General features: G+C 53.1%; 30 protein-coding genes. 21 read left to right on the forward strand and 9 right to left on the reverse strand.

The annotated features are described in order from the left end of the window. On the forward strand, window positions 1-754 hold a 754-nt coding region (locus ACWIZX_RS14320; protein WP_448336259.1), incomplete at its 5' end, for a putative PEP-binding protein. A gap of 144 nt (window positions 755-898) precedes the next feature. Here the strand turns inward: ACWIZX_RS14320 and ACWIZX_RS14325 are convergent. From ACWIZX_RS14325 to ACWIZX_RS14355, 7 genes are read right to left on the reverse strand one after another with little or no spacing between them, the layout of a single operon-like run. Further along, a complete protein-coding gene (locus tag ACWIZX_RS14325) occupies window positions 899-1,282 on the reverse strand; it encodes a YlbF family regulator (RefSeq protein WP_448336260.1) in 384 nt (127 codons plus the stop codon). Further along, on the reverse strand, window positions 1,275-1,673 hold the full coding sequence (locus ACWIZX_RS14330; protein WP_448336261.1) for a YlbF family regulator: 399 nt from the start codon (window positions 1,671-1,673) through the stop codon (window positions 1,275-1,277). The genes ACWIZX_RS14325 and ACWIZX_RS14330 overlap by 8 nt, the downstream gene beginning before the upstream one ends. Window positions 1,674-1,678: 5 nt before the next feature. Continuing rightward, complete coding sequence (locus ACWIZX_RS14335; protein ID WP_448336262.1) at window positions 1,679-1,975, reverse strand: hypothetical protein; 297 nt, start codon at window positions 1,973-1,975, stop codon at window positions 1,679-1,681. Next, window positions 1,972-2,388 (reverse strand): putative zinc-binding protein, encoded by a 417-nt coding sequence (locus tag ACWIZX_RS14340; protein ID WP_448336263.1) that lies wholly within the window; start codon window positions 2,386-2,388, stop codon window positions 1,972-1,974. The genes ACWIZX_RS14335 and ACWIZX_RS14340 overlap by 4 nt, the downstream gene beginning before the upstream one ends. Before the next feature lie 41 nt (window positions 2,389-2,429). After that, window positions 2,430-3,464 (reverse strand): arsenic resistance protein, encoded by a 1,035-nt coding sequence (locus tag ACWIZX_RS14345; RefSeq protein WP_448336264.1) that lies wholly within the window; start codon window positions 3,462-3,464, stop codon window positions 2,430-2,432. Window positions 3,465-3,503: 39 nt separating this feature from the next. Further along, window positions 3,504-4,493, reverse strand: coding sequence for a SufB/SufD family protein (locus tag ACWIZX_RS14350; protein WP_448336265.1), 990 nt, complete (start codon window positions 4,491-4,493; stop codon window positions 3,504-3,506). Between the two features lie 25 nt (window positions 4,494-4,518). Continuing rightward, window positions 4,519-5,268: an ATP-binding cassette domain-containing protein gene (locus ACWIZX_RS14355; RefSeq protein ID WP_448336266.1), complete on the reverse strand. Its 750-nt coding sequence runs from the start codon at window positions 5,266-5,268 to the stop codon at window positions 4,519-4,521. Window positions 5,269-5,604: 336 nt separating this feature from the next. Here ACWIZX_RS14355 and ACWIZX_RS14360 point away from each other — a divergent pair, with 336 nt between their 5' ends. The 14 genes from ACWIZX_RS14360 (at window position 5,605) to ACWIZX_RS14425 (ending at window position 18,146) form a co-directional block, all read left to right on the forward strand. After that, entirely contained in the window at window positions 5,605-5,811 is a 207-nt protein-coding gene (locus ACWIZX_RS14360; protein ID WP_448336267.1) for a 4Fe-4S dicluster domain-containing protein, read from the forward strand. Between the two features lie 14 nt (window positions 5,812-5,825). After that, a complete protein-coding gene (locus tag ACWIZX_RS14365) occupies window positions 5,826-6,182 on the forward strand; it encodes a hypothetical protein (RefSeq protein ID WP_322792732.1) in 357 nt (118 codons plus the stop codon). A gap of 74 nt (window positions 6,183-6,256) precedes the next feature. Beyond that, complete coding sequence (locus tag ACWIZX_RS14370) at window positions 6,257-6,565, forward strand: ArsR/SmtB family transcription factor (RefSeq protein ID WP_448336268.1); 309 nt, start codon at window positions 6,257-6,259, stop codon at window positions 6,563-6,565. Window positions 6,566-6,574: 9 nt separating this feature from the next. Beyond that, window positions 6,575-7,048: a thioredoxin family protein gene (locus ACWIZX_RS14375; RefSeq protein WP_448336269.1), complete on the forward strand. Its 474-nt coding sequence runs from the start codon at window positions 6,575-6,577 to the stop codon at window positions 7,046-7,048. Beyond that, complete coding sequence (locus ACWIZX_RS14380; protein ID WP_448336270.1) at window positions 7,045-7,722, forward strand: cytochrome c biogenesis CcdA family protein; 678 nt, start codon at window positions 7,045-7,047, stop codon at window positions 7,720-7,722. Before ACWIZX_RS14375 ends, ACWIZX_RS14380 begins: the two co-directional genes overlap by 4 nt. A 20-nt stretch (window positions 7,723-7,742) precedes the next feature. Then, window positions 7,743-8,207, forward strand: coding sequence for a TlpA family protein disulfide reductase (locus ACWIZX_RS14385; protein WP_322792736.1), 465 nt, complete (start codon window positions 7,743-7,745; stop codon window positions 8,205-8,207). Further along, entirely contained in the window at window positions 8,204-8,773 is a 570-nt protein-coding gene (locus tag ACWIZX_RS14390) for a thioredoxin family protein (RefSeq protein WP_322792737.1), read from the forward strand. Before ACWIZX_RS14385 ends, ACWIZX_RS14390 begins: the two co-directional genes overlap by 4 nt. Window positions 8,774-8,940: 167 nt before the next feature. Further along, window positions 8,941-9,885 (forward strand): substrate-binding domain-containing protein, encoded by a 945-nt coding sequence (locus tag ACWIZX_RS14395; protein WP_448336271.1) that lies wholly within the window; start codon window positions 8,941-8,943, stop codon window positions 9,883-9,885. Continuing rightward, entirely contained in the window at window positions 9,872-11,332 is a 1,461-nt protein-coding gene (locus tag ACWIZX_RS14400; protein WP_448336272.1) for a HAMP domain-containing protein, read from the forward strand. Before ACWIZX_RS14395 ends, ACWIZX_RS14400 begins: the two co-directional genes overlap by 14 nt. After that, window positions 11,286-11,951, forward strand: coding sequence for a response regulator transcription factor (locus ACWIZX_RS14405; protein WP_322792740.1), 666 nt, complete (start codon window positions 11,286-11,288; stop codon window positions 11,949-11,951). The genes ACWIZX_RS14400 and ACWIZX_RS14405 overlap by 47 nt, the downstream gene beginning before the upstream one ends. Before the next feature lie 157 nt (window positions 11,952-12,108). Then, window positions 12,109-13,011, forward strand: a complete 903-nt coding sequence (locus ACWIZX_RS14410; protein ID WP_448336273.1) for a 4Fe-4S dicluster domain-containing protein — start codon at window positions 12,109-12,111, stop codon at window positions 13,009-13,011. A 14-nt stretch (window positions 13,012-13,025) separates the two neighbouring features. After that, complete coding sequence (nrfD, locus tag ACWIZX_RS14415) at window positions 13,026-14,192, forward strand: NrfD/PsrC family molybdoenzyme membrane anchor subunit (RefSeq protein WP_448336274.1); 1,167 nt, start codon at window positions 13,026-13,028, stop codon at window positions 14,190-14,192. Then, a complete protein-coding gene (locus ACWIZX_RS14420) occupies window positions 14,189-17,443 on the forward strand; it encodes a molybdopterin-dependent oxidoreductase (RefSeq protein WP_448336275.1) in 3,255 nt (1,084 codons plus the stop codon). Before nrfD ends, ACWIZX_RS14420 begins: the two co-directional genes overlap by 4 nt. Window positions 17,444-17,510: 67 nt before the next feature. Beyond that, window positions 17,511-18,146, forward strand: a complete 636-nt coding sequence (locus ACWIZX_RS14425; RefSeq protein ID WP_448336276.1) for an FmdE family protein — start codon at window positions 17,511-17,513, stop codon at window positions 18,144-18,146. A gap of 125 nt (window positions 18,147-18,271) precedes the next feature. Here the strand turns inward: ACWIZX_RS14425 and ACWIZX_RS14430 are convergent, their stop codons facing one another. Beyond that, on the reverse strand, window positions 18,272-19,081 hold the full coding sequence (locus tag ACWIZX_RS14430) for an SRPBCC family protein (protein WP_448336277.1): 810 nt from the start codon (window positions 19,079-19,081) through the stop codon (window positions 18,272-18,274). A 699-nt stretch (window positions 19,082-19,780) separates the two neighbouring features. Between ACWIZX_RS14430 and ACWIZX_RS14435 the strand changes: the two genes are divergently transcribed. The 5 genes from ACWIZX_RS14435 (at window position 19,781) to ACWIZX_RS14455 (ending at window position 21,664) form a co-directional block, all read left to right on the forward strand. Beyond that, window positions 19,781-20,047 (forward strand): HEPN domain-containing protein, encoded by a 267-nt coding sequence (locus ACWIZX_RS14435; protein ID WP_448336278.1) that lies wholly within the window; start codon window positions 19,781-19,783, stop codon window positions 20,045-20,047. Beyond that, entirely contained in the window at window positions 20,017-20,346 is a 330-nt protein-coding gene (locus ACWIZX_RS14440) for a nucleotidyltransferase domain-containing protein (RefSeq protein WP_448336279.1), read from the forward strand. Before ACWIZX_RS14435 ends, ACWIZX_RS14440 begins: the two co-directional genes overlap by 31 nt. A gap of 282 nt (window positions 20,347-20,628) precedes the next feature. Then, window positions 20,629-20,808: a hypothetical protein gene (locus ACWIZX_RS14445; protein ID WP_448336280.1), complete on the forward strand. Its 180-nt coding sequence runs from the start codon at window positions 20,629-20,631 to the stop codon at window positions 20,806-20,808. Window positions 20,809-21,071: 263 nt separating this feature from the next. Continuing rightward, window positions 21,072-21,266: a ribbon-helix-helix protein, CopG family gene (locus ACWIZX_RS14450; RefSeq protein WP_448336281.1), complete on the forward strand. Its 195-nt coding sequence runs from the start codon at window positions 21,072-21,074 to the stop codon at window positions 21,264-21,266. Then, window positions 21,263-21,664: a HEPN domain-containing protein gene (locus ACWIZX_RS14455; protein ID WP_448336282.1), complete on the forward strand. Its 402-nt coding sequence runs from the start codon at window positions 21,263-21,265 to the stop codon at window positions 21,662-21,664. The genes ACWIZX_RS14450 and ACWIZX_RS14455 overlap by 4 nt, the downstream gene beginning before the upstream one ends. A 111-nt stretch (window positions 21,665-21,775) precedes the next feature. Here ACWIZX_RS14455 and ACWIZX_RS14460 read toward each other — a convergent pair whose 3' ends face one another. Then, window positions 21,776-23,026, reverse strand: a complete 1,251-nt coding sequence (locus ACWIZX_RS14460) for a hypothetical protein (RefSeq protein ID WP_448336283.1) — start codon at window positions 23,024-23,026, stop codon at window positions 21,776-21,778. Window positions 23,027-23,504: 478 nt separating this feature from the next. Here ACWIZX_RS14460 and ACWIZX_RS14465 point away from each other — a divergent pair, with 478 nt between their 5' ends. Further along, the gene (locus ACWIZX_RS14465) at window positions 23,505-24,674 is read left to right on the forward strand and encodes an RNA-guided endonuclease InsQ/TnpB family protein (protein WP_448336284.1); all 1,170 of its coding nucleotides are present in this window, start codon (window positions 23,505-23,507) and stop codon (window positions 24,672-24,674) included. The last annotated feature ends 34 nt before the right edge of the window (window positions 24,675-24,708 follow it).

A 24,708-nucleotide genomic window follows, 5' to 3' on the forward strand; every position in this document is an offset into this window, starting at 1 on the left:
GGTTGTGGTGCGCACGCTGGATGTTGGTGGGGATAAGGAAGTGTCGTATCTGGGGATGGAAAAGGAAGCCAATCCGTTTCTGGGCTGGCGGGCAATTCGCATGATCCGCGAGCGGCCGGACGTGCTGGAAAATCAATTCAGCGCACTGCTTCTGGCAGCCGGGCAGGTGACGGCGGAAGGCATACCCTGCGACCTGCGCATCATGCTGCCGATGGTTTCTTCGGTGGCGGAGGTGGAGCGGGCGCGCGAGATTTACGAGGAAGCGTGGGCGGCCTTGCAGGCGGAAGGCAAACCGCTGCCGGAGAAGGTGCAGTTTGGCATCATGGTGGAGGTGCCTTCCGCGGCGCTGCTAGCCGATCACTTTGCGCCGCTGGTGGACTTTTTCAGCATCGGCACCAACGACCTGACCCAGTACACGCTGGCGGTGGACCGCACCAACGAGCGCGTGTCGGTGCTGGCCAGCCCGTATCACCCGGCGGTGCTGCGGCTGATTGAAATGACCATCGGCGCGGCGCACGCGCATGGCAAATGGGTGGGGCTGTGCGGCGAGCTGGCCGGCGACCCGCTGGCAGTCCCGCTGCTGGTAGGGCTGCATCTGGACGAATTCAGCATGGCGCCGTCGTCCATCCCGACCATCAAGGATTTGATCCGCCGCTGGACGCTGCCGGCGTGTGAGGAAGTGGCGCGGCAGTGTTTGCAATTTTCGCTGGCAGCGGATGTGATCGAATATCTGAAAAGTCAGACCCCCCGCTAAAACTCCCTGAACAGTTGCCATTGGCTGGGGACAAACGATCTCTCCTTTGCAAGAGGAAACGCCGGGTAGCGATGACCGGCGTTTCCGGCTTTCTTTTCATCTACCGCCGGTTACCCCGTGCGTTCTTTTCCTTAAGAAGTTTCGCTACCAGCGGCGGGTCAGGGAAGCAAAGTCCAGCCCAATTTCCTGGCTGATGTGCTGATTGACCTGCCTGACCAGCGCGATGTAAGCCTCCCGGCTGTATTCGTATTCCTGAATCAGCGGATGTTCGGCAACCTCCACCTGTAATTGTTGCAGCCGCCTCACATCTTCCTCGGATGGCTTGCCGCTCTGCTGCTGAGCCTTGACTTTTTGCTGTACTTCTGCCAGCCGGTTCAACAGGGAAAGGGCTTGCTCGTCATTCATCAGGTTTTGTTCGGCGCTGCGCAAGCGCGCAAAGGATTCCGAGTGGGTCAGTTGTTCGATTAAATTGTGCAAAGCCTCATCTAACAGTGCCGGATTGGCGTCAAGCGGTGTCGTGTTATCCACAGCAGCCTCCTCTGCGGCAGACGCCCGCAAAATCCAGCCCCAATGCTTCCGAAAGGGTATCTCCCTGCTTTTGCGCCAAAGCCAGCAAGTCGTTTTGGGCATCCAGATAGCTTCTTACGGCCGGCTGCTCGAAAAAGATTTGTTCGAGCCGTTTGATTTCGGCCTGATCGGCTTCGCTGACCGGCGTGGAAAGGTGTTGATTCCGGATCTGTTCTTGCTTTTGCCGTAATTGATAAAGGGTCTGTTGGGCAACCTCATCTTCCAGAAAGTGGTTATAGGCGCTGACAAAATTTTGATACTGCCGCGTGTTCTTGAAGACCCCGGCATATTGACGGGCCGATTCCAGCACAACCGAGGTAGGGGTAAGCTCCAGTTCGTTGTACGGTTCCATAAAAATTACTCCTTTTCCAAGTGTTCGTTTGATTTATTTTCGTTTTTTATTCCAAACCATTCTCTGGCTTTGTCTTCATTAACCCGGCAATGCGGCGGGATTAAGAGTTCCATGGGATTGAGGCTGACACCATTCAGAATGATGCCGGGGGAGGCACGCAACTGATACTGCTCTGCGAGCCGTCGTCCCTCATCCGAGTCCAGTTCGATGCGCTGATAAGGGATGCGGTAATCGTCCAGATATTTTAGCACCGCACGGCTTCGCCGGCATCCTTTGGCAGGCAGAATGAGCAAGGATTTCACGATAAACTTTCTACCTTGTCCAGAATGGCCTGAACGGCTTTTTCGAAGTCTTCGGCTGTGAATTCCATAGGTTTGAACGGGCCGATTTTTTTGATGCCCAAGTCCTTGCCGAGATTGAGATAAGCGTCCATTTTTGCGCCGGTTTTTTCGATAATTTTGCGCACACACGAATTGGGACATCCGTCAATGACCAGCACCTTTTCAAGGCTTTGCATAGTTTTGAAATGCTTGGGAATGCCTGCCGCCAAGGCAGAAACACAGCCCATCCCCACCTGCTGAGGGCCGAGCCGTTTCAGCACCTCAAAAGAAGCAATTGCGGTCAATTCTCCAGCGCTGGACATTGCCCCACCGCAGTAGAAAATGCCCACGCGGGGTTTGGGGCTCGTTTCATGATCTGCTTCGTTTGTTATCATGGGTTCACTCCTTTCTAATCTATCCATTGAAATTCGGGTAATTAATCGGCTGACTGGCGATTGGGGATTGCAACGGCTTGGTCTACCGGCGCAGTCTGACGGCTGAACCATTTGACTGTCTTGGGCAAAATCCGCAAAAAGGTTGCCATAAAGCCGATTTGAATAATCGGTTTGAGGGCAAGCACCAGAACGGTCAGTGGACTGAAAAAGAGGGCCGCCAGTGCCAGGGCAATCGAAATGTTCTTGCCGGCTGTTCCATACACAAAAGCCACCATATCTCCGTAGGTAAATTTCATCCATTTAGAAAAAGCCACCGAGCTGATAAACAGAATGGTGTAAAAGAAAAACAACGGGATGAAGATAATTAAGACATACTGGGGATTTTGTAGAACGCTTTTTGCTTCCAGCGCCATCGAAATGAACACAATCCAGAACATGCCCAGCATCGAAACAGCCGGCAGGATAGGTTTGATCTTCTGAAAACCGTCTTGACCCCATTTGGAAAATATGAAGCGACGGGTCAGGTTGCCAAGAATTAATGGGATGACAACGGCAAAGAAAATTTCTCGCAGCATTCCAAGCGCATCAATGCTCACATAAGCACCAGCCAGAATCGGCATCCAGATCGGAATCATCACAATGCTGACCAGCAAGCTGAGAACGACAATAATTAATGCGAGTGCAACATTTCCTTTTGCGTAGCCAGTCCAGCCAGCAACCATGCCGGCACAGGGGACGGTACCGGTCAGAATCAAACCCACCGCAAATTCCGGAGAGTGATGTAAAAAGAGATATGCCAGTCCGGCTGCCAGGAGTGGTGAAAGCAGAAAATTGAAAATCATCGACCAGCTGATCAGTTTCAGATTGCCGAGCGCTTTGCCCAACTGTTCGATACTCAAGCCAATCATCATTGGGTACAGCATGAAGAACAGTGTCACTGTGGTGTAAGACTTCAACCCTTTGGCTTGTGCCGGGAAAGTGCTCCCAAAGGTTATGCCCCCGATGATAAATAGAATTAGAAAAATCACCATGTATTGATCAATAAACTTTGCTGTTTTGTGGAGAGCTTTTAACATGATATATCTCCTTGAATTTCATTAAAATTAGATGTCCTATCATCCGCGAATCATGGCGCGGATGATTAAGTCCACCGCTTCGTCTTCATCCAGCCCGCGTGCCATCAGCGTTTCCAGCTCGCGGCGGTTGACCGTGCCGATGGCGGCTTCATGGGTCACCTGCGCCTGAGCGTGGGTTACTTTCACAATCGGGTTGTTGTGGGCAATCGCCTCATCCCGGACGATTTCGGTGCAGTCCATATGACCGCGTGCCCGCGGTGCGTTTCCTTCGGTGAAGGTGGTCACCTCGCTCACGGCTTTGTCCTTCACCGCAATGCGGGTTTTGGTCAGGCTGTGAGCATTTTCGCCGTTCAGGCGGATGCTTTCCTGGACGCGAATGTGGTCATCCTGACTGCCAAATGCTTTGGTGACCAGTTCGGTCAGAGAATCTTTACCCGCCTCAATGTGGTAGTCCATCACCAATTTTCCGACCCGCCCGCGGGTAATATTGAAGTTACTGGTCAACTGCCCGCCTTCTTCAATTACGACATCCGAAACGGGATAGACCTCAATGCCTCCGTTCTGCCCGTGGTAATGCTCCTCGATGTAGGTCATGCTGGCATTTTTACCAATATGGATGCGCGCGTTCATGCGGTGCTCGACCTTGATGGCGTTCGGAAAGGAGCAATGTGCCAGAAACTGAACCTGAGCATGGTTACCAATTTGATAATCGGCTTCGATTTGTTGTACCCCCTCGCTGGGTAAAACCCCAAAACATAAATGCACCGGATGTTTTACCTGCGTGCCTTCATCCACCACTACCGAAACGCGCACGCCGTTTTCAATGGGCTGGGAGTGCAGATGAACGCCGGGAATAGAATGAGAAACCAGCACCTGATCGCCGCTGACCGCCAGCGTGGCAACTTCCGGGGTCTGAAAGGACGCCGGGTCGCCGCCGGCCTGCTGGTAAGCCTCCATCAGTGCCTGTAATTCGCCCGACCAGGCCGGTGATTGTTGTTGCATCGCGTGAGATCTGGTTGAATTGGTCATTGAAATAACGCTCCTTGAATGAGCATCAGTTATCCGAAGGGGATTGCCACGGTTGTGAACCCAGCACACTCAGGTGCGGCTCACAGCGTCCGCGGTAGTACTCGGTGGCCTCCTGAGGACTGCCGCTGAAAATAATACTGCCAAAGCACATCAGCGAAGCGCTGTCGGCAATCTCCACCAGTTCCGGGCGGTGGGTGATGAGCAAGACGCTGCTGGATTGATTGGCCATTTGCCGAATCAGACGGGCAATTTCCTTGATGGACAGCGCATCAATGCCCGAATCGGGCTCATCCAAAATGGCGAAGCGCGGTCGCATGGCGAACAAAGCCGCCAGTTCCACCCGTTTTCGCTCCCCGCCGGAGAGTGTTTGATCAACGGCGCGATAGCCGTAGGATTTGGGCGGCAGCGAAACCGCTTCCAGTGCAGCAAGGACTTTTTCTCGATTCGGTTCACCGGCGCCGAGCCCGACATATTTGCCCACCGGCAAACCCTCAAAGCGCACCGGCTCCTGCCAGGCCAGCGAAATACCCAATCGGGCGCGCTCGGTGATGCTGGTATACGTGATGTCTTTGCCATCCAGCAAAATGCGTCCGCTGGTGGGTGTGTAACCCTCGCAGCCCATCAGTGTATATGCCAGGGAGGATTTACCCGAACCGTTCAGCCCCAGCAGCGCATGAATCTTACCCGGATAAAAAGCCAGGTTGATGCGGTTGAGGATGGTTCGGTTGCCTTTTTGCAAAGACAGATTTTCAACGATTAAGAATGGTTGCTCCATGAGTTGTCCTCTTTGGTTTTTGGGCGCTCTCCGGGTTGCGGCGAAGAGAGAGCACCGAAAATCATTATTTGGGGGAAGATTATCATATTCAATCCTTTGAATATAATACTCCAATTGTTGCATAAAACAAATGTGACAATTATCACTTTCAGGGATGATAAAAATGTGTTAAATTGTATTCAAGATATTGAATGTATTGAAAATTCGAAACATGTGTAAAAAATGTCTCTCCCACTGCGGTAGTGCTTATCAGTGTCCCAAAAAACCTCCATAGACCGAAGGCACGATTGGATCATTGCACTTTGTTCGGTAACTTAAGTGATTCGGAGGTTTAAAATGGCTCAAAACTGGTATCCCATTATCAATGAAGATCTGTGTGCAAATTGCAATACTTGCGTGGATTTCTGTCCCAACGGCGTATATGTTGCCGGGGATTTTCACCCGATGGTCGTCAAGCCCGAAAATTGCGTGGAATTCTGCCGGGGCTGCTCCAAAGTATGCCCCAATGACGCGATAACTTATTTCGGTGATAATCACAACTAAATCAGGAGGTCACCATGGCACAAAAAGGTTTATTGATGTGTGTTTGTCAGGGCACCTGCCCTTCTTTTCAACAAATGAATATCTTTGAAGTCGGCAACGCCATACGACGTGAAAATCTGGTGGATTATGTGGCCATTCATCCGCAGCTTTGCTCCACGGATGGGGATAAATTTCTCACCACCCTGCTGACAGGCGATATGACCGACAAACTGTATATTGCCGCCTGCGACCCAACCATGCAGGTCAAAATGTTCCGCGATGCGCTGGAAGCCGCCGGTTTCGACAAGAACAACATCCGCGGTGTAGATATCCGCAACATGAATACCGAACAGGCAGTTGCAGCCATCAAGCAAATGGTCACGGCCGAGTAAGCCTTTTTCTGGCGCGGCAGGGGGAAAGCCATGTGCTTCTCCCTGCCGCATTTTCAAGTGAACTCGAAACGGACATGAATTATCAACAACTGGCCGAGTTGTTTGGAGCGCTGGCAAATCCGGCCCGCTTGCAAATTCTCTTCCTGCTGGTGAAGAAACCCCTGTGTGTCAGCGACCTGTGTCACTGCACTCAGCGGCGACAGGCTTACATCTCCCAGCAATTGATGGTGCTGCGCTCGGCCGGCATTGTGGAGTACGAAAAATCGGGCTGGAAGGTGTGTTACCGCCTGGCCGATTCGTGGCAGGCCGAATTCGTGCGCCTTTTCTTTGAAGAACTTTACCACAATCATAATCTCAATGTAACTCACATCACCTTTCGATGAGGTTCCATCATGCCAAAACAATCGCAACGCTCCCGCACTGCAGTGCGACCTTCGGCCTCGGCTGTTAATCGTTATCTTTTGCTTGCCGTGATTGTGCTGCTGGCGGGGGCGGTGTTGTGGTTCAAAAATCAGGCAAAGCCCGCTCCAGCCGCACTGGATGAGCCGGCCGAGGTGCAATTCGATCGTTACCTACAGCAGAAAAAGCCCATGCTGGCATTCTTCCATTCAACCGATTGTCACTCCTGTGTGGAGATGATGAATTTGGTGGCAGAGGTGTACCCCCCGTACGAACATTCGGTCGCGCTGGTAGATGTGAATGTGTATGACTCGGCCAACCAGAATTTACTGCGGCGCACCCGCATTCTTTCCATTCCCACCCAAATTTTCATAGATAAAGACGGAACGGGTAAGGTCATTATCGGCGTGATGAGCCGTGAACAATTTGAACAGGAACTTCAACGACTGGCGGACAACTCCTCATGAACATTGATCCTTTATTGTTGCAACCGGCTTCTTTGATTGGCTACTTTCTGGTGTTTTTTGGCGGGGTGTTGACCAGCGTCGGCCCCTGCAACGTTGCCATGATTCCCTTGATTGTTGGAGTGATTGGCGGCAGCCATCAGGTCTCACGCCGCCGGGCATTTTCCATCTCGTTTGTATTTGCGCTGGGACTGGCGCTGACCTTTGTGATGCTGGGCGTGGCGGCTGGGCTGGTGGGCGGTTTGCTGGGCGGCAGCACCCGTTTCTGGTACTATCTGGTAGCCGTCGTGTGCTTTTTGATCGGTCTGCAAATGCTGGGTATTCTTCAGTTGCGCGCGCCGGACTGGTTTGGGGGCCTGCGTGAAAAAGTAACCGCCCGCGGGCTAAGCGGGGCTTTGCTGTTGGGGCTGGTTTCCGGGTTGGTGGCTTCGCAATGTGCCACCCCGGTGCTGGCAGCCATTCTGACCTATGTCATGGCGGAAAAAAGCGGTATTCTGTACGGGGCGTTGTTGTTGTTCATTTACGCTTTGGGGCGGGGTGTGCCGATTGTGCTGGCCGGCACCTTTACCGGTGCACTGAAAAGCCTGAATGCCATTGCGCCGCTTTCGGAAAAACTGGAAAAATTCGCCGGGGTCATTCTGGTGGGGGTTGGTTTGTACTTTCTGTACATTGCCTGAGCGGGAGAAGCATTCCGAGAATGAACGAAGCAAATCACACAGTCACGGATGGACGCTTTCGAATCAATTCCAGAATAGCTGGCGGGTTGGTATTTGTGCTGCTGGTTGCGGCAGTGCTGGCAGTGAAAGCCCGGCAGGAAGGCTGGTTCGTTCCCGAACCGCCGCTCGACCTGCCCAATCAACCAGTTTTGCTGCTTTTCAATCGCTACCGCGGCTGTGAATGTGCGCTGGATGTGTATGAGGCCGCCGAGTGGCAGGTCAGGGGCTGGCCGGAGGAAGCGCGTCTATCCGTGCCGGTGCTGGTCATCAACCTGGATCGGCAGAAGGTGTTGGGCGAACGTTATAAAGTACACCGTGCGCCTTCTTTAATGCTGTTGGATGCGGCCGGCAATGTGGTTTACCGGCAAAACGAAGTGGTAACCGACGATTTACCGCTGGATTTGGAAACCTTTGAGCAGAAAATTCGGGAGATGCAAAAACCATGAGCGAGGAATTGTACTGGCAATCCGACCTGGAAACAGCCGTGAAGCGGGCGCGTGGTGAAGGAAAGGGGGTTTTGCTCCAATTCCACCGCGAGGATTGCGCCGGCTGCAAGAAACTGTATGCCCTGACTTATGCCGACCCGCAGGTACGGCGGGAGATGCAGCACTGGTTCGTTCTGCTGCGCGCCGATATTCTCAAAGACCGCGCCGTGCGTTCCCGCTACTCTGCCTACTGGACACCTTCTTTTTATTTTCTCAATGGGGCGGGTAATGCGCTTCATTCCTTCAACGGTTATTTGAATGTGGAGGATTTTCGGGTTTTACTGCGCCTGGGTAAGGCAGCCCTGGACCTGCCGCGAGGCCGTTATTTTGAGGTGATTGACCTGATGGACGATGGGCTGGCACTCTTTCCGAACAATCCACGGGCGGCGACCATGTTATTTGTGCGTGGCATGGCGGAATACCTGATCGGTAAGGAGAAGAGCAGTTTTCGCGGCGCCATGAGCGAAATTCTGGAACTGTACCCCAACAGCCTGGAAGCGCGCATGTGGCCGTGGATGGAGGGGTAGCTGCGTTTTTGGAGAATGTGCTGGCAGGCAGGGGGTGGTGCAATTCCTGCGTCTAAAGACCGCGGAATTTATCCCATTCAGTACCGCTTTTCTGTGCGGCATTGCAGAGAGTGGACAAGTTCGATACAATTCAGGAAGAAAGAAAACCATCCGACCCTTATTAAAAGATGAAGAAAATCTGGCTGGTATTCCTGGTTTTACTGCTGACCGGCTGGCTGCCTGCCTGCGGGATGGAATCCACGCAGACGCAGTCGCCGGAAGCCTATGTGGATTTATCGGTGAGGCAGCCGCTGCCTACGCTGGTACGCGAAGTACCTCCTCTTCGTGTAGCCGTTGCTTCGGTGGTTTCTCCAAAGGGCACGGTGCAATCCTACAATGACTTGCTGGAATATCTTGCCGGGCGTTTTAACCGGCCGGTGGAGCTGGTTCAACGCCGCACGTATGCCGAGACCAATCAACTGATTGCCGAAGGGCAGGTAGATGTGGCATTCGTCTGCACCAGCGCCTATCTGGAGGGGTCGCAGGCTTTTGGCATGGAACTCCTTGCCGCTCCACAGGTGGGGGGTGAAACGGTGTATTATTCCTTGCTTCTGGTGCCGGCCGACAGCCCGGCCCAATCCATGGCCGATTTACAAAACGGCGTTTTCGCCTTTACGGATCCCATGTCGTTGAGCGGGCGCGTCTATCCTACCATGCTGGTACGTCAATTGGGTTATGACCCGCAGACCTTCTTTTCACGCATCTTCTTTACCTACAATCATGACGAAGCCATCCGTGCGGTTGCCAGCGGGCTGGCGGATGGGGCGGCGGTGGATAGTCTGGTTTATGAATTTGCCGTGCAGCGCGACCCGCAATTTCGGGAAAAAGTACGTGTCATCCACCGCTCGCCGCCCTTTGGCATCCCGCCGGTGGTGGTCAGTCCGCTGGTGGATGAAAACTTGAAACGTGAATTGCAGAAAGTGCTGTTGGATATGGCGTTGGACCGGCAGGGCCAGCAGGCGCTGGCCGAAATTGGGGTTGAACGCTTCGTTCAAATTGAACCGGCGGCTTACGAAAGCGCACGCCGACTGGTTGAACAGTATCAGCAGGAGGGCGAAGGTGACTCTGATTAGCCGCTGGGTTGCGCAGTTTTGGGCGTTTGCCGGGGCGGTCAGCATTCGCACCAAAATACTGGGTCTGGCGGTGGGGCTGGTTTTGCTGGCCGGTGTCAGTAACACGCTGCTCACCCGCCGGGTGCTGATCGAGAACATGCAAGCCCAATTGCGCGATCAGAGCGTATCGGTTGCCCGCGATCTGGCGGCGCGTGCCGCTGAACCGATATTGCTGAACAACCTGCTGGCGTTGCAAGACCTGCTTTTGGAAACCCAAAGCAACAACCCTTCCTTTCAATATGCATTCATTGTTGACCCGCAGGGACAGATTCTGGCTCACACCTTCAACGGCGGGTTTCCGCTGGCGTTGATTGAGGTCAACGCTGCCGGTAGCGATGAGCATCACCATACGGTGCTGCTGGCTACCAATGAAGGCACGGTCTATGATACGGCTGTCCCCATTTTGGACGGCAAGCTGGGTGTTGCGCGGGTGGGGCTTTCCACCGCTGCGGTGCAAAACGCGTTGGCGCGGGTGACTTTTCAAGCCGTGGTCAGCACGCTCATCATATTACTGATCGGTTTTCTGGTTGCCAGCCTGCTGACTCACATTCTTACCCGTCCAATCGTCGAACTGGTGCAGGCTACCCGTCATGTGGCGCGCGGGGATTATTCGCTGGCGGTGCGTCCCTGGGCCAAGGATGAGCTGGGCAGTCTGGCGCAGGCTTTCAATCAGATGACCGGTGATCTCAAGCAGATGCAGGAATTGCGCGCCGAACGGGAGCATCTGCAACAGCTGCTGCTGGAACGGGTGATTGCCGCCCAGGAAGAAGAACGGCGGCGGATTGCGCGCGAATTGCACGACAGTACCTCGCAATCGTTGACTTCGCTGCTGGTAGGGCTGCGTACACTGGAAGCCGACTGCTCAACCATTGACCAGCGCAAGTTGGGCGAATTGCGTCAGATCGCCGCCCAAACCCTGGAGGAGGTTCACCATCTGGCAATGCAGCTGCGCCCGCGCGCTCTGGATGACCTCGGCCTTTCGGCGGCTTTGGAACGGCTGGTTTTCGAATGGCAGTCGCGTTTGCACATTCCCATTGACCTGATGATTACCCCCGGCGCTCAACGGCTGCCCCCGCCTATTGAAACCGCGCTGTACCGTATCATTCAGGAAGCGCTGACCAACATTGCCCGGCATGCCTCGGCACAATCGGCCAGCATTCTGGTCGAGCGCCGTCAGAATACGGTGATTGCCGTGATTGAGGATAACGGAATTGGATTTGACCCGCTTAACCATTCCAACCACCAGCGCATCGGCATTCTCGGCATGCAGGAGCGCGCCAAGCAGCTGGGCGGGCAGTTGAAAATTGAAAGCAGCCAGGGACACGGCACCAGTATTTTTGTGGAAATTCCGGTGGATGACCATGAAACCGAATTCAAGCGAGAAGAAACGCATTCTTCTGGCGGATGACCACGCCATTTTACGCTCCGGTCTGCGGCTGATGCTTTCCAGTCAGCCGGACTGGGAAGTGGTGGGAGAAGCTGCCAGCGGGGCTGAAACGATTGAAAAGTGCGAACAGCTCCAGCCGCATCTGATTCTGCTGGATGTGAGCATGCCGGGCGGCAGCGGGCTGGATATTCTGCCCGCCTTGCGGCGGGTTGCGCCGGGGGTGCGCATCCTGATTCTGACCATGCATGACGATAAACACTACCTGCAGGAAGCGCTGCGCAGCGGCGCTTCGGGGTATGTGTTGAAAAAGGCCGCCGACACCGAATTAATTACGGCCATTCAGGCGGTGTTGAAGGGGGAATTTTATGTGCATCATTCGATGATGCGTTTTGTGCTGGAAGAAGTGCTGGACAGCCAGCCCTCGCCTTCGGACGAGTGGGAGCAGTTGAGCGAACGGGAACAACAGGTGCTGCAGCTGGTAGCCCTCGGTTACACCAGCGCCGAAATTGCCGAGCAGCTATCGCTCAGCCCCAAAACGGTGGAAACCTACCGCGCCCGCGGCATGGAAAAGCTGGGCTTGCGCAGCCGCGCGGCGCTGGTGCGCTACGCCTTACAGCGCGGTCTCATTTCCCCTTCCTGAACCGAACACCATCCCCCAATCAAACTTTTCCTGACATTCTGATCCAAATCAGCGGGATTTTCCCGCTTTATTAATGCCTGCCGAAAGGCTAGGCTTAAGCGTGGATGGATACGAGTCCCTTCCGCTGTAATTTTCCCCTACCGAAAGGAGAGCGGTAATGGCTGATGATCAACAAGCAACCCGAATTTCCCGGCGCAATTTTATCAAAATCATGGGGGTGGCTGGCGCGGCGCTGGCTTCGCGCCGTTTGTTGAACGGCCGCCCGGTGCGCGCCGACCGGCCGGCTGCAGCAACGGCTGAATTGCCACCCCCGCCGGCTAAAACCGAAGCCGATGTGCTGCTGCGCATGCAAGAGGAACTGGCGCGCGCCTTGAAAAAACCGCCTGCCGAGCGGCGCTGGGTGATGGTGATTGACCTGCGCAAGTGCGTTGGCTGCCATGCCTGCACGATTGCCTGTGTTGCCGAAAATAAACTGCCGCCCGGCGTGGTCTACCGTCCCGTGATTGAGAAAGAGATTGGTACTTACCCCAATGTTTCTCGTCTGTTTGTTCCGCGCCCGTGTATGCAGTGCGAAAAACCGCCCTGCACACCGGTTTGCCCGGTAAACGCAACCTACACCAATGAAGAAGGCGTGGTCGTGGTGGATTACGAACAGTGCATCGGCTGCCGCGCCTGCATTACCGCCTGTCCCTATGGCGCGCGCACTTCTGACTTTGGTTATACCTACACCGAAGATACGCCGGTGGCGGACGGCCTGATTGTTGGACGCGAAAAGGCGGATGACTACGAACGGGCGTCCAACTTTGAATACGGCAAAGGGTACGACCGCCCCAGGAGTCACGGCTCGCCGATTGGCAATGCCCGCAAATGCCATTTCTGCCTGCACCGGCTGCATGAGGGTTTGCTGCCCGCCTGTGTGACCACCTGTATCGGGCGCGCCACACTGTTCGGCGATGCCAACGATCCGGACAGCCTGGTTGCCGAAATGATCAGCAAACCCAATGTGATGGTGCTGAAAGAGGAATTGGGCACGAAACCACGCGTTTACTACCTGGTGTAGGAGGACTGGAAACGATGAAAACAGAAGCAACGCTGAAACGGGTAATTTATGTGTTGGGCGCGGCGGCTCTGTTGTTTGGGCTGTGGGGATTTTACCTGCGCTTCTTTGTCGGCGAACGCATGGTCAACTACGGTTCTTATGTGGTATGGGGTTTGTGGGTGGCCATGTACCTCTTTTACGGCGGCATCTCTACCGGTTCGATGATGATCGCCTCTTTGGACTACTTGTTTGGCATCCGTCTGTTCAAGGGGATTGGAAAAACTGCCCTGTGGGCAGCCGTAGTCACCATGCCGGCCGCGCTGGTGACCATTGGCATGGATCTCGGTCACATGGAGCGGGTCTGGAAAGTGTTTTTGCAGCCCAACCTGCTTTCGGTAATGGCGCAGCTGGTGTGGGGCTACTCCATCTTCATGGTGGTGTTACTGGCGGCCTTGTGGCTGATCATCCGATTGGAACGCGGAAAGCAGGATGCCCGTCCGTGGCTGCGCTTTGTGATGGCGGTCGGGTTGTTCCTCTCCATTTTCCTCAGCGGCGGGGTGGGTGCGCTGCTGGGGGTTAATGCATCGCGCGAAGCCTGGCACACCGCCATGCTGCCGGCGCAGTTTCCGGTCTTTTCGCTGCTTTCCGGCTGCGCGCTGATGCTGGTATTGCTGGGATGGTTTGCTCCGGCGGATGAAAAACGCAATTCGCAGCTGCGCGCGCTTTCCATTGGCTTGTTGATTTTACTGCTGATTAAAACCTACTACCTGTGGGTGGATTACTCTCAGGCATTGTACGCCGGTACGCCGGTTGCCACCGAAGCGGTGGAACAGGTGCTCTTTGGGCGCTGGGGCTGGGCTTTCTGGCTGCTGCAGCTGGGACTGGGAATGGTCTTTCCGATTGCTTTTCTGCTTTACAAACGCTTTCAGCAAAATCCGCTGTGGAGCGGGGTGGTAGGGGTGGCCGTGCTGGTGGGTATTGCGGTGGCGCGCGCCAACATCATCTTCCCCATGCTTTCCATTCCCGAGCTGGAAGGGTTGGCAACCGCCTTCACCGGCCCGCATTTGACCTTTGACTACTATCCCAGTCTGATGGAGTGGTCGGTTACCCTGGGTGTAACCGGTGGAGCTGCGCTGGCGTGGCTGCTGGGCATGGATTACCTGCCTTTCCTCAAAACTCAATCCAAGGAGGTTGCTCAATGAACACTCCCTCATCCTCTCAACCGTCAACAACTCAGCCGACCATGACCCGCCGCGAATTTTTACGCAGCGCGGGGGCGGCGGGGATTGCCTCGGCTTTTTTGGGAATTACCCCCGCTCTGGTGCTGACTCAGGAAGCCGATGCCGAATCGGGGAACATTCCGCTGCATTCCCCCGAAAACCAGATTTATTCGGTTTGTTTGCAATGTAACACCATTTGCGGCATCAAGGTCAAGTTGTTGGATGGCGTGGCAGTCAAAATTGACGGCAACCCGTACAGTCCATGGACGATGAATCCCCATCTGGATTATGAAACACCCTTTGCACAGACGGCAATTGTCGAAGGCGCAATTTGCCCCAAGGGACAGGCGGGTATGCAGACGGCATACGATCCTTACCGCGTGGTGAAGGTGCTGAAACGCAAGCCCGGCACGCCGCGCGGCGCCAACCAATGGGTCACCATTCCGTTTGAACAGGCGCTGGAGGAAATCGTTGAAGGAGGCGATTTGTTCAACGAGGGACGGGTGCCCGGTTTGCGCGAATCCTATGCGCTGACCGATGCAAAGGTAGCCGGTGAGATGGCGGCTGCCGTCAAGAAAATCCTGGCAGAAAAGGACGAGGAGAAGAAAAAAGCGCTGGTCGAGGAATTCAAACAAACCTTTGCCGCCCATTTGAACACGCTGATTGACCCCGACCATCCCGATTTCGGTCCGAAAAACAATCAGGTGGTGTTCAATTGGGGACGAATGAAAGGCGGGCGCAGTGATTTCATCAGTCGTTTCTTCCGGGATGGGTTCGGCACGGTCAACACGCACGGGCATACCACGGTTTGTCAGGGTTCGCTGTACTTTACCGGCAAAGCCATGTCCGAGAAGCTGGTAGATGGCAAATGGACCGGCGGCAGCAAGTTCTACTGGCAGGGCGATATCCGCAACAGCGAGTTCATCATTTTCGTGGGGGCTTCGCCCTTCGAGGGGAATTACGGGCCTCCGCTGCGGGTGCCCAAGATTACCGAAGGTTCGGTTAATAACGGGACAAAGATTGTGGTGGTGGATCCGCGCCTTTCCAAAACGGCCGGCAAAGCCTGGAAATGGCTGCCGATCCAGCCCGGCAGCGAAGGCGCTATGGCGCTGGCGCTCATCCGCTGGATTCTGGACAACGAACGTTATGATGCCGATTACCTGAGCGCGGTCAATAAAGCGGCTGCGGCGCGAAAGGGCAACCCCACCTGGACTCAGGCGGCCTGGCTGGTGAAACTGGATGAAGAAGGTCAGCCGACCACTTTCCTGCGCGCCAGCGAGATTGGCCTGCGGGAGAAGGAAGTGCGTCCGCTTTCAACCGATCCTGAAAAGACCTACGAATTCGATTACTTTGTCGCGCTGCAGGGCGGCCGTCCGGTGGCATTTGACCCCTACGCAGAGGCCGAAGGGGATGCGGTCTATGGTGATTTGTGGGTGGATGGAATCACACTGGGCGGTTTCAAGGTCAAATCGGGTTTGCAAATTATTGCCGATTCGGCGCGCGAACGTACCATCGAGGAGTGGGCTGAATTGTGTGGGCTGGATGCCGGAGATCTGATCGAGGTGGCGCGCGAATTCACCAGCCACGGCAAACGCGCCTGCGCCGATATTCACCGCGGCGTTTCGCAGCACACCAACGGCTTTTACAATGTGCTGGCGTGGTACACGCTCAACGCGCTGATCGGCAATTACGACTACGCCGGCGGCTTGATCAAAGCCACTACCTATGATTATGTGGGCGGTAAAAAGGGTCAGCCGTACCCGCTGGCCAAAATGGCCGGTGGAAAAATGGCGCCGTTTGGGCTGTCCATCATCCGCCATGACGCCAAGTATCAGGAATCTACGCTGTACACCAGCCTGCCCAAAGAGAAACGCTACCCCGCCAAACGCAACTGGTACCCGCTGGCAAGCGATGTCTATCAGGAAGTGATTCCCTCGATTGGAGATGCCTATCCGTATCCGGTCAAGGCGTTGTTCCTGTACATGGGGTCGCCGGTTTATTCGCTTCCGGCCGGCCATAAACTCATCGAGGTGCTTTCTGATCCGAAGAAACTACCCCTGTTCATCGCCTTTGATATTACCATTGGCGAAACTTCCATGTACGCCGACTACATCTTCCCGGATACCGGTTATCTGGAACGCTGGGAATTCAACGGTTCGCACCCCTCGGTGCCTTTCAAGGTACAGGGCATCCGTCAGCCGGCGATTGCGCCGCTGGTGGAGGAAGTGGAAGTATACGGTCAAAAGATGCCGCTCAACATGGAAGCGGTTTTACTGGGCATTGCGGAACGGCTGAACCTGCCGAATTTTGGCGAAAACGGGCTGGGCGAGGGCATTCCCCTGACCCATCAGGATGACTTTTACCTGCGCATGGTTGCCAACCTGGCCTTTGGCGAAAAAGAGGATGGTTCGGATGCCGTACCGGATGCGGATGATGAAGAACTGCGTCTCTTCGAGGCAGCCCGCCGCCACTTACCACCTTCAGTCTTTGATGTGCAGCGCTGGCGGCGGATTGTGGGTGAGGAACTGTGGCGTAAGGCGGTGTATGTGCTCAACCGTGGCGGGCGTTTTCAGAATTTCAGCGCTGCATACAAGGGTGAGCAGGTGACCAACAAATACGGTCAGATGGTCAACATCTATCAGGAAAAGACCTACGGCGTCAAAAGCGCCATGACCGGCGAGCATCTTTACGGTTATGCAAAATACATCCCGCCTGCCCTGGATGTGACCGGCAAACCGGTTGAAGATGGTGATGACTTCAACCTGCGCCTGATCACCCACCGTGAAATCATGCAGACCAAGAGCCGTACCTCCGGAAATTACTGGTTGAACGCGCTGCTGCCGGAAAACACCGTCATCATGAATGCGGAGGATGTCAAGCGTCTGGGCTTCAGAGACGGTGAGCGGGTGCGCATTGTTTCCAAATCCAACCCGCAAGGGGTTTGGGACCTGTTCAACGGCAACAAAGTGCCGATGATTGGCAAAATCAAAGCCGTGCAGGGTATGCGCCCGGGTGTAATCTCCTTCGCGCTGGGGTTTGGTCACTTTGCCTACGGCGGTGTGGATTTTGAGATTGACGGTATGCGCATCGAGGGCGACCCGCGCCGCACACGCGGCTTTCATGCCAACGCTGCCATGCGGGTTGACCCTTATTTGGGCAACACCCCGCTGGTTGATCCGGTTGGCGGCAGCGCGGTATTTTACGATACGATGGTTAAACTGGAACGCGCTTGATAGAGGACCTGTTAGCCTGCGGGGGGATGCGCTTTCCCCCCGCAGGAGAAACCGGATGAGGATAACGATGAGCATATTACCGGAATTGCTGGAAAAGTGCGCTGCGCTGCATCATCACCTTTGCCCGCGGCAGGTGCTGGGCGTGCGCATGGGGCTGTATGCCGGCCGGCTGTTGGGGCTTGAACTGCCTCAGACCGATAAGCGCCTGTACACGATTGTCGAAACCGACGGCTGCGGGACAGACGGAATTTCGGTGGCGACCAATTGCTGGGTGGGGCGGCGCACGCTGCGGGTGGAGGATTTTGGCAAAGTGGCGGCAACGTTCGTGGATACGCTCAGCGGGCGGGCAGTGCGGCTGGCGCCGCGCCCCACTGCGCGGGAAGATTCGCGGCAGTACGCGCCTCAGTCAGCCAGCCGCTGGCAGGCCAACCTGATCGGCTACCAGCTCATGCCGGATGAGGAACTGTTTTCGTTCCAGTGGGTGCGCCTGCTGCGCCCCATTGAAGCCATCATCAGCCAGCCGGGCAAGCGGGCAGTCTGTGATCGCTGCGGCGAAGAAATTATGAACGAACGCGAGGTGTTTGCCGGAGAACTGACGCTCTGCCGCGCCTGCGCCGGCGAGGCGTATTACGAGGTAGAAGGGATGGCGGTGCAAGCGGCACAGCTGGCATGGTGTGATCACCCCGCCGCCGACGGCTGGTAAAGCGGTAGGCAGCCACATAGTGAAACAAACCATCACCGGCGGTTGTGACAGGTGATGGTTTGCAGGTTGTGCCAGCTTCCGGCTGCGGCGAGGGGAGAAAGAATCTGCCAGCAGGCGGAAATGTTTTATCCTTCCATCCAGGCTTTCAAGTTAGCCAAAACAGTTGAGGCTTCGTGTTCATTCATCTTATGGATGATTGGCTCGGCCAATTTGCTCGTTATCGTGCCGGGGATGATGTACTCGACATTCAGGGTGACTTGTGTACCGCCCTCTTTTGGCTGAAAGCTCCAGAGGAAAGTGCTGGGAATGCTGCTCTCATTCTTATCGAGGATGCGTTCGTTCTTGACGAACTCGCTCCATTCGGCCTTCCCATCGATATGGATGCCCGCCATCTTATAGGTCCAGTCATAGCAATAACCACCATTCGGCAGTAACTGCACGTTCCTGACCTCTTGCAGGCTGGGCCAGATGCGCGGCAGGTTTTCGGGTTTTGCCATGAATTCGAAAACCTTTTCAACGGGGGCATGGATCAAGATGGATTCGGATACGACACCGCTCAAACCCGAATAAGTCCTGTTCAGAATGCCTGCCACTTCACCAACAACTTGATTCAGTTTGTTGCTCTCGAATATATTTTCAAGAGAATACTCACCTTCTTCAAACTGTTCCAAAGCAGAGGCAACAGAAATCTTATCCGCAAGGATCATTTTTTGAAGGACGAGCAACCTGAAACCGCTTTTTCCATTTACTTTATCTGCGCGCCTTAATGGAATTATCTCACGCAGGTTCTCGGGGATCTCTTCATAGTACTTTTTTCGGTAATTGCGCTGTTTTTCCGACATAATAATATAATAACAAATTTCAACAACCGATTTCTCACCTCGTTGTAATTTTTCACCTTTTCCGTGCAAATTCTGCACGCGGCCGTCAAACACAAAAATCAATCAAACACCCTAAAAAAACGGCATTTTTTTTGACCGCAACACACCCCAATTCCGGCGTGCAAATTCTGCACGTTTGCCTACATATTTTTCACAGACCAACCAAGACACCCCAGGAAGCAATCTTGTTGCAATTTTGTGAATTTTCTGCTTTGGAAGAACTCACGGATGATTTGCATCCTCAAACACCGCCGTCACATCTGCACCGCCAAAAGCCTAAAAAGGGTCAACAAGAAGTGTTTTAGGTGTTTTTCTCAATGAAACTTCAGGCCTGAGGCTGATTTCAGCCTTGCTGATGGAAATTCGAAGAGAAGGGCGGATCAGAAAGCGGTTTTGCGCTGCCAAGGGGGTAGGTAAAACTATCGTAACGCCCCTGCCGCAGAAGCGCGAATAGCCGACGGGCTTCTCGCCCGCCTTCACCTGGCGAAAAAACGAAAGGATTTTTAGTGTAAAATAAATCACATGCTGGACGCCGAACGCATCCCGCCCGAACGTAAGCTAGGGGACGGTTCGCCGCAAAAGAGCGTGGTGGAGCAAATCGAGAACGCGTTGGCAAAGATGAGGTAATCTATGAGGCTTGATACCCAGAACTGGATTGCTCTGTCGGACTATGATTTGGAAACTGCTCGGTACATGCTGGCAAGTGGACGGTTTTTGTAGGTCATCTTCATGTGCCATCTAGCGCTTGAAAAAATGGTTAAGGCACATTTTACCGAAGTGACCCAGTCCATTCCGCCCAAAACCCACGACTTGATCTATCTCATCAGAAAGAGTGGACTGGAATTGCCGCAAGCGCATTTGGAATTTATCGGCAAGATCAACAACGCCAGCATACCAACGCGCTACCCTGAAGATTTGCAACGGATTATCGCACAATACCCCGAATCGGTCGCACGCGATTATTTCGAAAAAACGGAGGAGGTACTCAAGTGGTTGAGAGAACATCCGAACTTGCGCTAACGATCCAGCGCTTTAAGGCTGAACTGGAAAGGATGGGCATCCGTTGTGAACGCATCCTGCTTTTTGGCTCGCATGCCGATGGCACAGACAGGGAGGGCAGCGATATTGATCTGTTCGTTGTTTCGTCCGATTGGGCGCGCTACATCGATCGTGAACGCTTTGAGATACTGGGTATCGCTGCCGCGCGCATCCTGGAGCCGATTCAGGCGCGCGGTGTCACACCAGAAGAAATTTCCGCGCACTCCCTATCGCCGTTTTGGGAAGAGGTACTGCGAACGCAAGCCATTGTGATTGTTTGACGGAGCATGCCAATAATCAATTTCTTACCTCTTTGTTTTTTACGCTGCCGTGCAGATTTTTCACGCTGCCTCTGCTGTGGGAATCAATCCAATAAACCTGAAAAGACGCTAGTTTCCAGCACCAACAACCGTTTTGCATCGGCGTGCAAATTTTTCACGCTGCCGTGCAGATTTTTCACAGACCGAATAGAACACCGCAAACAATATTTGGCTGCAATTTTGTGAAATTTATGCACATTGTTGCAATTTTTAACAAATTTCAGGTGTTTGAGTAATGCAATCTTGGATTTTGTGCGTACAAAAAAGAAAACGAGCAGGAAAAGCATCCAAAAATGGCACAAAGAGCCAGATTCGCCCAAAAAAGGCCTGCATATCAGCCGAAAAACGCCATATATGGGGGGTGGTCGTAAGGCAGTGGTCGGGGCGGGCGATAATGTTAAAGAAATCGCCCTTTACAAATAAAACATCGCCCAAATAACTAGTTTATCTCGTTCTTGTATTTTTGATTTCCCTTCTTTTTTTTGATTGTTTTGTTTGAATCGGAATTTCCGTATTTACGGGTTGTTGACCTGGTTCATTCAGGTATCTCGGTTTTACTGGATTTGTCTCGGTATTTATTTTTTTGCAATTTTTACTGATTGAACAGTATGATTTTCAGTAAAATTATTCCAGGTAGATATATAATTTTATATATTCTCTATATCTGCATTTTTTTGAGGTGCGGAGTGAACGAAAATACAGACGTCCCCAAAAGAAGGCAGGTCAATATCCTGCTGGACGAAGAAGATATTGAGAAACTGGATATTCTGGCAAGAGAAGCAGGGTATTTGACGCGTTCCAGTATGCTGCGCCTGCTGCTGCGCCGGGCGTGGAAGGCGTATATCAGCCAGAAGAAAACTTCTGAAAAACAATCTCCATGAACCGGTGGAAAGATTGGTACAGCCAGGCGTGCAGGGATCTGCAAAAAACCTTACTCGATTTAGAAAACCAATACTACGAGTGGGCTTGCTTTGCTTCAGAACAGTCTGCCGAGAAAGTCATCAAAGCAGTCGGGCTGCGGTTGGGATTGGGATTGCAAGGCAGCTCGCTTGTCGTTTTGCTCGATGTTCTGAAAGAGCATATCCAGATACCCGCAGAAATCGAAGAACGGGCGAAATTACTGGATTTCTATTTCCTGCCGAGCCAGCGTCCCGATCTTTTTGCATCAGGAAAGCCGGCAGACTATTTTTTGGAAAAGTGGGCAAAAGAGGCTGTTGATTCAGCCGGGGAGATTTTAGGGTTTTGTAAATCCTGCCTGGATCAGGCAGAAAAAGGGTGAAAATTCGCTGTAATCTGTTTGTAAGGTCAAAAACCACTGTTAGGAAAAGTTGAAAAGTGGACACTTATAAAGTTGAAAAGTGGACAGTTGTGGGAAGGGTGGAAATAAAGTTCAACAGTGGACACCTCTGAACTTAGCAGCGGGTAAGGTGAAGGAGTGAACCATCTTATTCTCGAACCAGACCCGGACTTCGATCAAATTAGATTCTAAAGGGATCATGTGAAGTTCAACATCCTCGCGGATGGGCACTTTGGGGATTTCGATTTGCACACCGGCTAGTGAGATTTTGCGATAGCCGTTGAGGGTGCGGGTAGCGCGTAAACAGAAAACATCCTTGAGAGAAGTGAAAGGCTTGGGCAGCACAAAAGGGCGGAACAGGGTGTTGCCAGTTGCTTTAGCTCTGTCAAAGCGCATGGCCGGGATCTCTCCGGTCGTGGAGTGAACTTGACGGTTGTTATACCGCTCGACCTCGGCCTGAAGGACCAAACGGGCGTCTTCGAACGAAGAGATTCCCTCCAAGGCGCAGGTACGGACGATCCGATCCTGCAACCAACGAAACGGGCGCTCAATTTTGCCCTTGGCTTGAGGTGAAAGGGCATAGGTGACGTCAATCTTGAGTGAACGCATCACCTGGCGCCATTGGGGATCAGCGTCATCGGTTTGGAGCACATGATTGCGCCAAACACTATCCCGGTTTTGAACAAAACGAAATACCCGTAAATTGTCGACATAGTAGCGAACGGGCAAGCCATTTTTCACTACAACCTCCTGGGCGGCTTGAATATGAGCCCAGGACGATTCTGCGGGAAAGAATTCGGCAAAGAGTAATTTGCGGCTGTAATCATCGAGCGAAGTGATCAGCACCCATTTCTCTGCCGCATAGGGTGACCACTTATGCAGGGAAGCATCATGCTGGATCATTTCTCCAATTGCTGAGGTAATCACTTCCCGATCATGAACTTTCTGCTTTCGTCGTGGTCGATAACAACCCTCTTCTTTCGCCCGTTTGATGATAGTCGGCAGCGAAACGCGGAACCCTTTTTGTTGGAGACGATCCCGCAAAGCTGTGTAGTTATAGCTGGTAATGGGCAAGTCTTTATTTTCAATCAAAGCTCGTTCCCGCCCTAATTCCTGGCGGATGAGTTGATCAACCTCTACGCCAATCCTTTCTGAACTTTTCCGCTGGTAAGCGATACTCATCCCGACCGGGTCTTTGCGATAATTCCCCAGCAGTGCGAAAAATCGACTTTTGGAAATCCCGAGAAGATCCTGGGCATGTTCGCGGGTCATCAATCCGTCCAGATAGTTTTTTAGAATTGCTTTCACTTGCTCATCGCTAAATTTCTTGTGGAGTTGTGCCATAGTGACCTCATTTTTGCCTTCCCTTTTACCACAACTGTCCACTTTTCAACTTTATATCTTCAAATGTTAAGAAAGCTCCCTGTCCACTTTTCAGCTTTAAACTGTCCAACTTTCAAGTTTAAATAACATAAGGTCAAAAACCACTTGACAAATGAGTAAACATCACTACAATAAGTTCTAGAATTTGATTTTGCGATAAAGGACTAAACAAAAAACAAGCCCGCCTGCGGCGGGTTGTTTTAGTTAAACAGAAAGGAGACATAAAAATGAACACTAGAATCTTTCCCTTTTGCTCGTCTTTTCCCTTTTGCTCGCCTTTTGCCTTTTCCTTTTGTTCTCTGTCCATAAACGAATGCGGCGGGGACTGTCGCCTTCAGGCGGCAGAGGAAGCCGCATACCTCCTTTCTCCAAACTTAGACTTGTCAAAATAAGCAGTTTGTAGTACATTTGTTCTAAGGTTAATATGTGCTTTTGAGTTATGTTGCGAACATATCGGTATCTCCTTCGTCCAAACAGCAGCCAAGCCGAAATGCTCGAATTTCTTGTCGAGCAACATCGGCTTGTTTACAACCTTGCCCTTGAGCAGCGAATTAACACGTACAAGGAAAACGGCAAGGGAATTACTTACCCTTCGCAATGGAAACACTTCCGAGACCTTCGGCGAGACAATCCCGATACGCTGGGTCTGGTCAACGTGTCCAGTTTGCAGCAAACACTTCGCCGTCTTGACAAGGCCTATTCCGCATTTTTCCGCAGATTGAAATCCGGCGAGAAACCCGGTTTCCCTCGTTTCAAATCTCGCAGTCGCTTCAATACGATTGAATACACCTACGGGGATGGCTGTAAACTGCGGACAAGCGAGAATGGCAGAGTTACTTTTTATGTACAGAATGTGGGCGAAATACGGGTTTGCTACCATCGCCGTATCCCTGAAAACGCCACCGTCAAGCACGCTTATATCACCAGGAGGAACGGGCGCTGGTATGTTTCGCTTGCGCTGGATTTGCCGAATACGAACGTTCCCAGAGAACCGACTGGCAGACAGGTTGGCGTGGACGTTGGGCTGAAAAACATTGCCGTGCTTTCTACCGGAGAATTTATCCAGAATCCGCGGTGGATGCAAATTAACCTTGCAAAACTCCGCCGGTTGCAGCGCCATGCCAGTCGGCAGGTCAAGGGCAGTCAGCGGCAGCGCAAGACCTATCAGCAAATCGCCAAATTGTACGAACACATTGAACATCAACGCAGAGACTGCCTTCATAAGCAAAGCAAACGTCTGGTTGAGGGGTACGACCTGATTGCAATTGAAGACCTGGCACTCGCGTTCATGAACCGCAACCGACATCTTGCGCTGTCTTCGCATGACGCTGGTTTTGGCATATTCAGGCAAATGCTGGAATACAAGGCTGAAAGCGCTGGTATTCCTGTCGTTGCCGTAAAGCCTGCCAATACCAGTCAGGCTTGCAGCGGGTGCGGAAGTATTGTTCCTAAAGACTTGTCGGTTCGTATTCATGAGTGTCCTCAGTGTGGCCTTGTTCTTGACAGAGATGTCAATGCGGCTCGTAATATCCTGACTTTGGCATTACAAACCCCGCTTGGACGGAGCGGTCAGCCGGTAACGTGGGCGGTTGCGCCGGGCGTTGGCTGAGAAGCCGTTGCCTTCAGGCAACGGAGAACGTCAC

The sequence above is a fragment of the Bellilinea sp. genome (assembly GCF_053501535.1).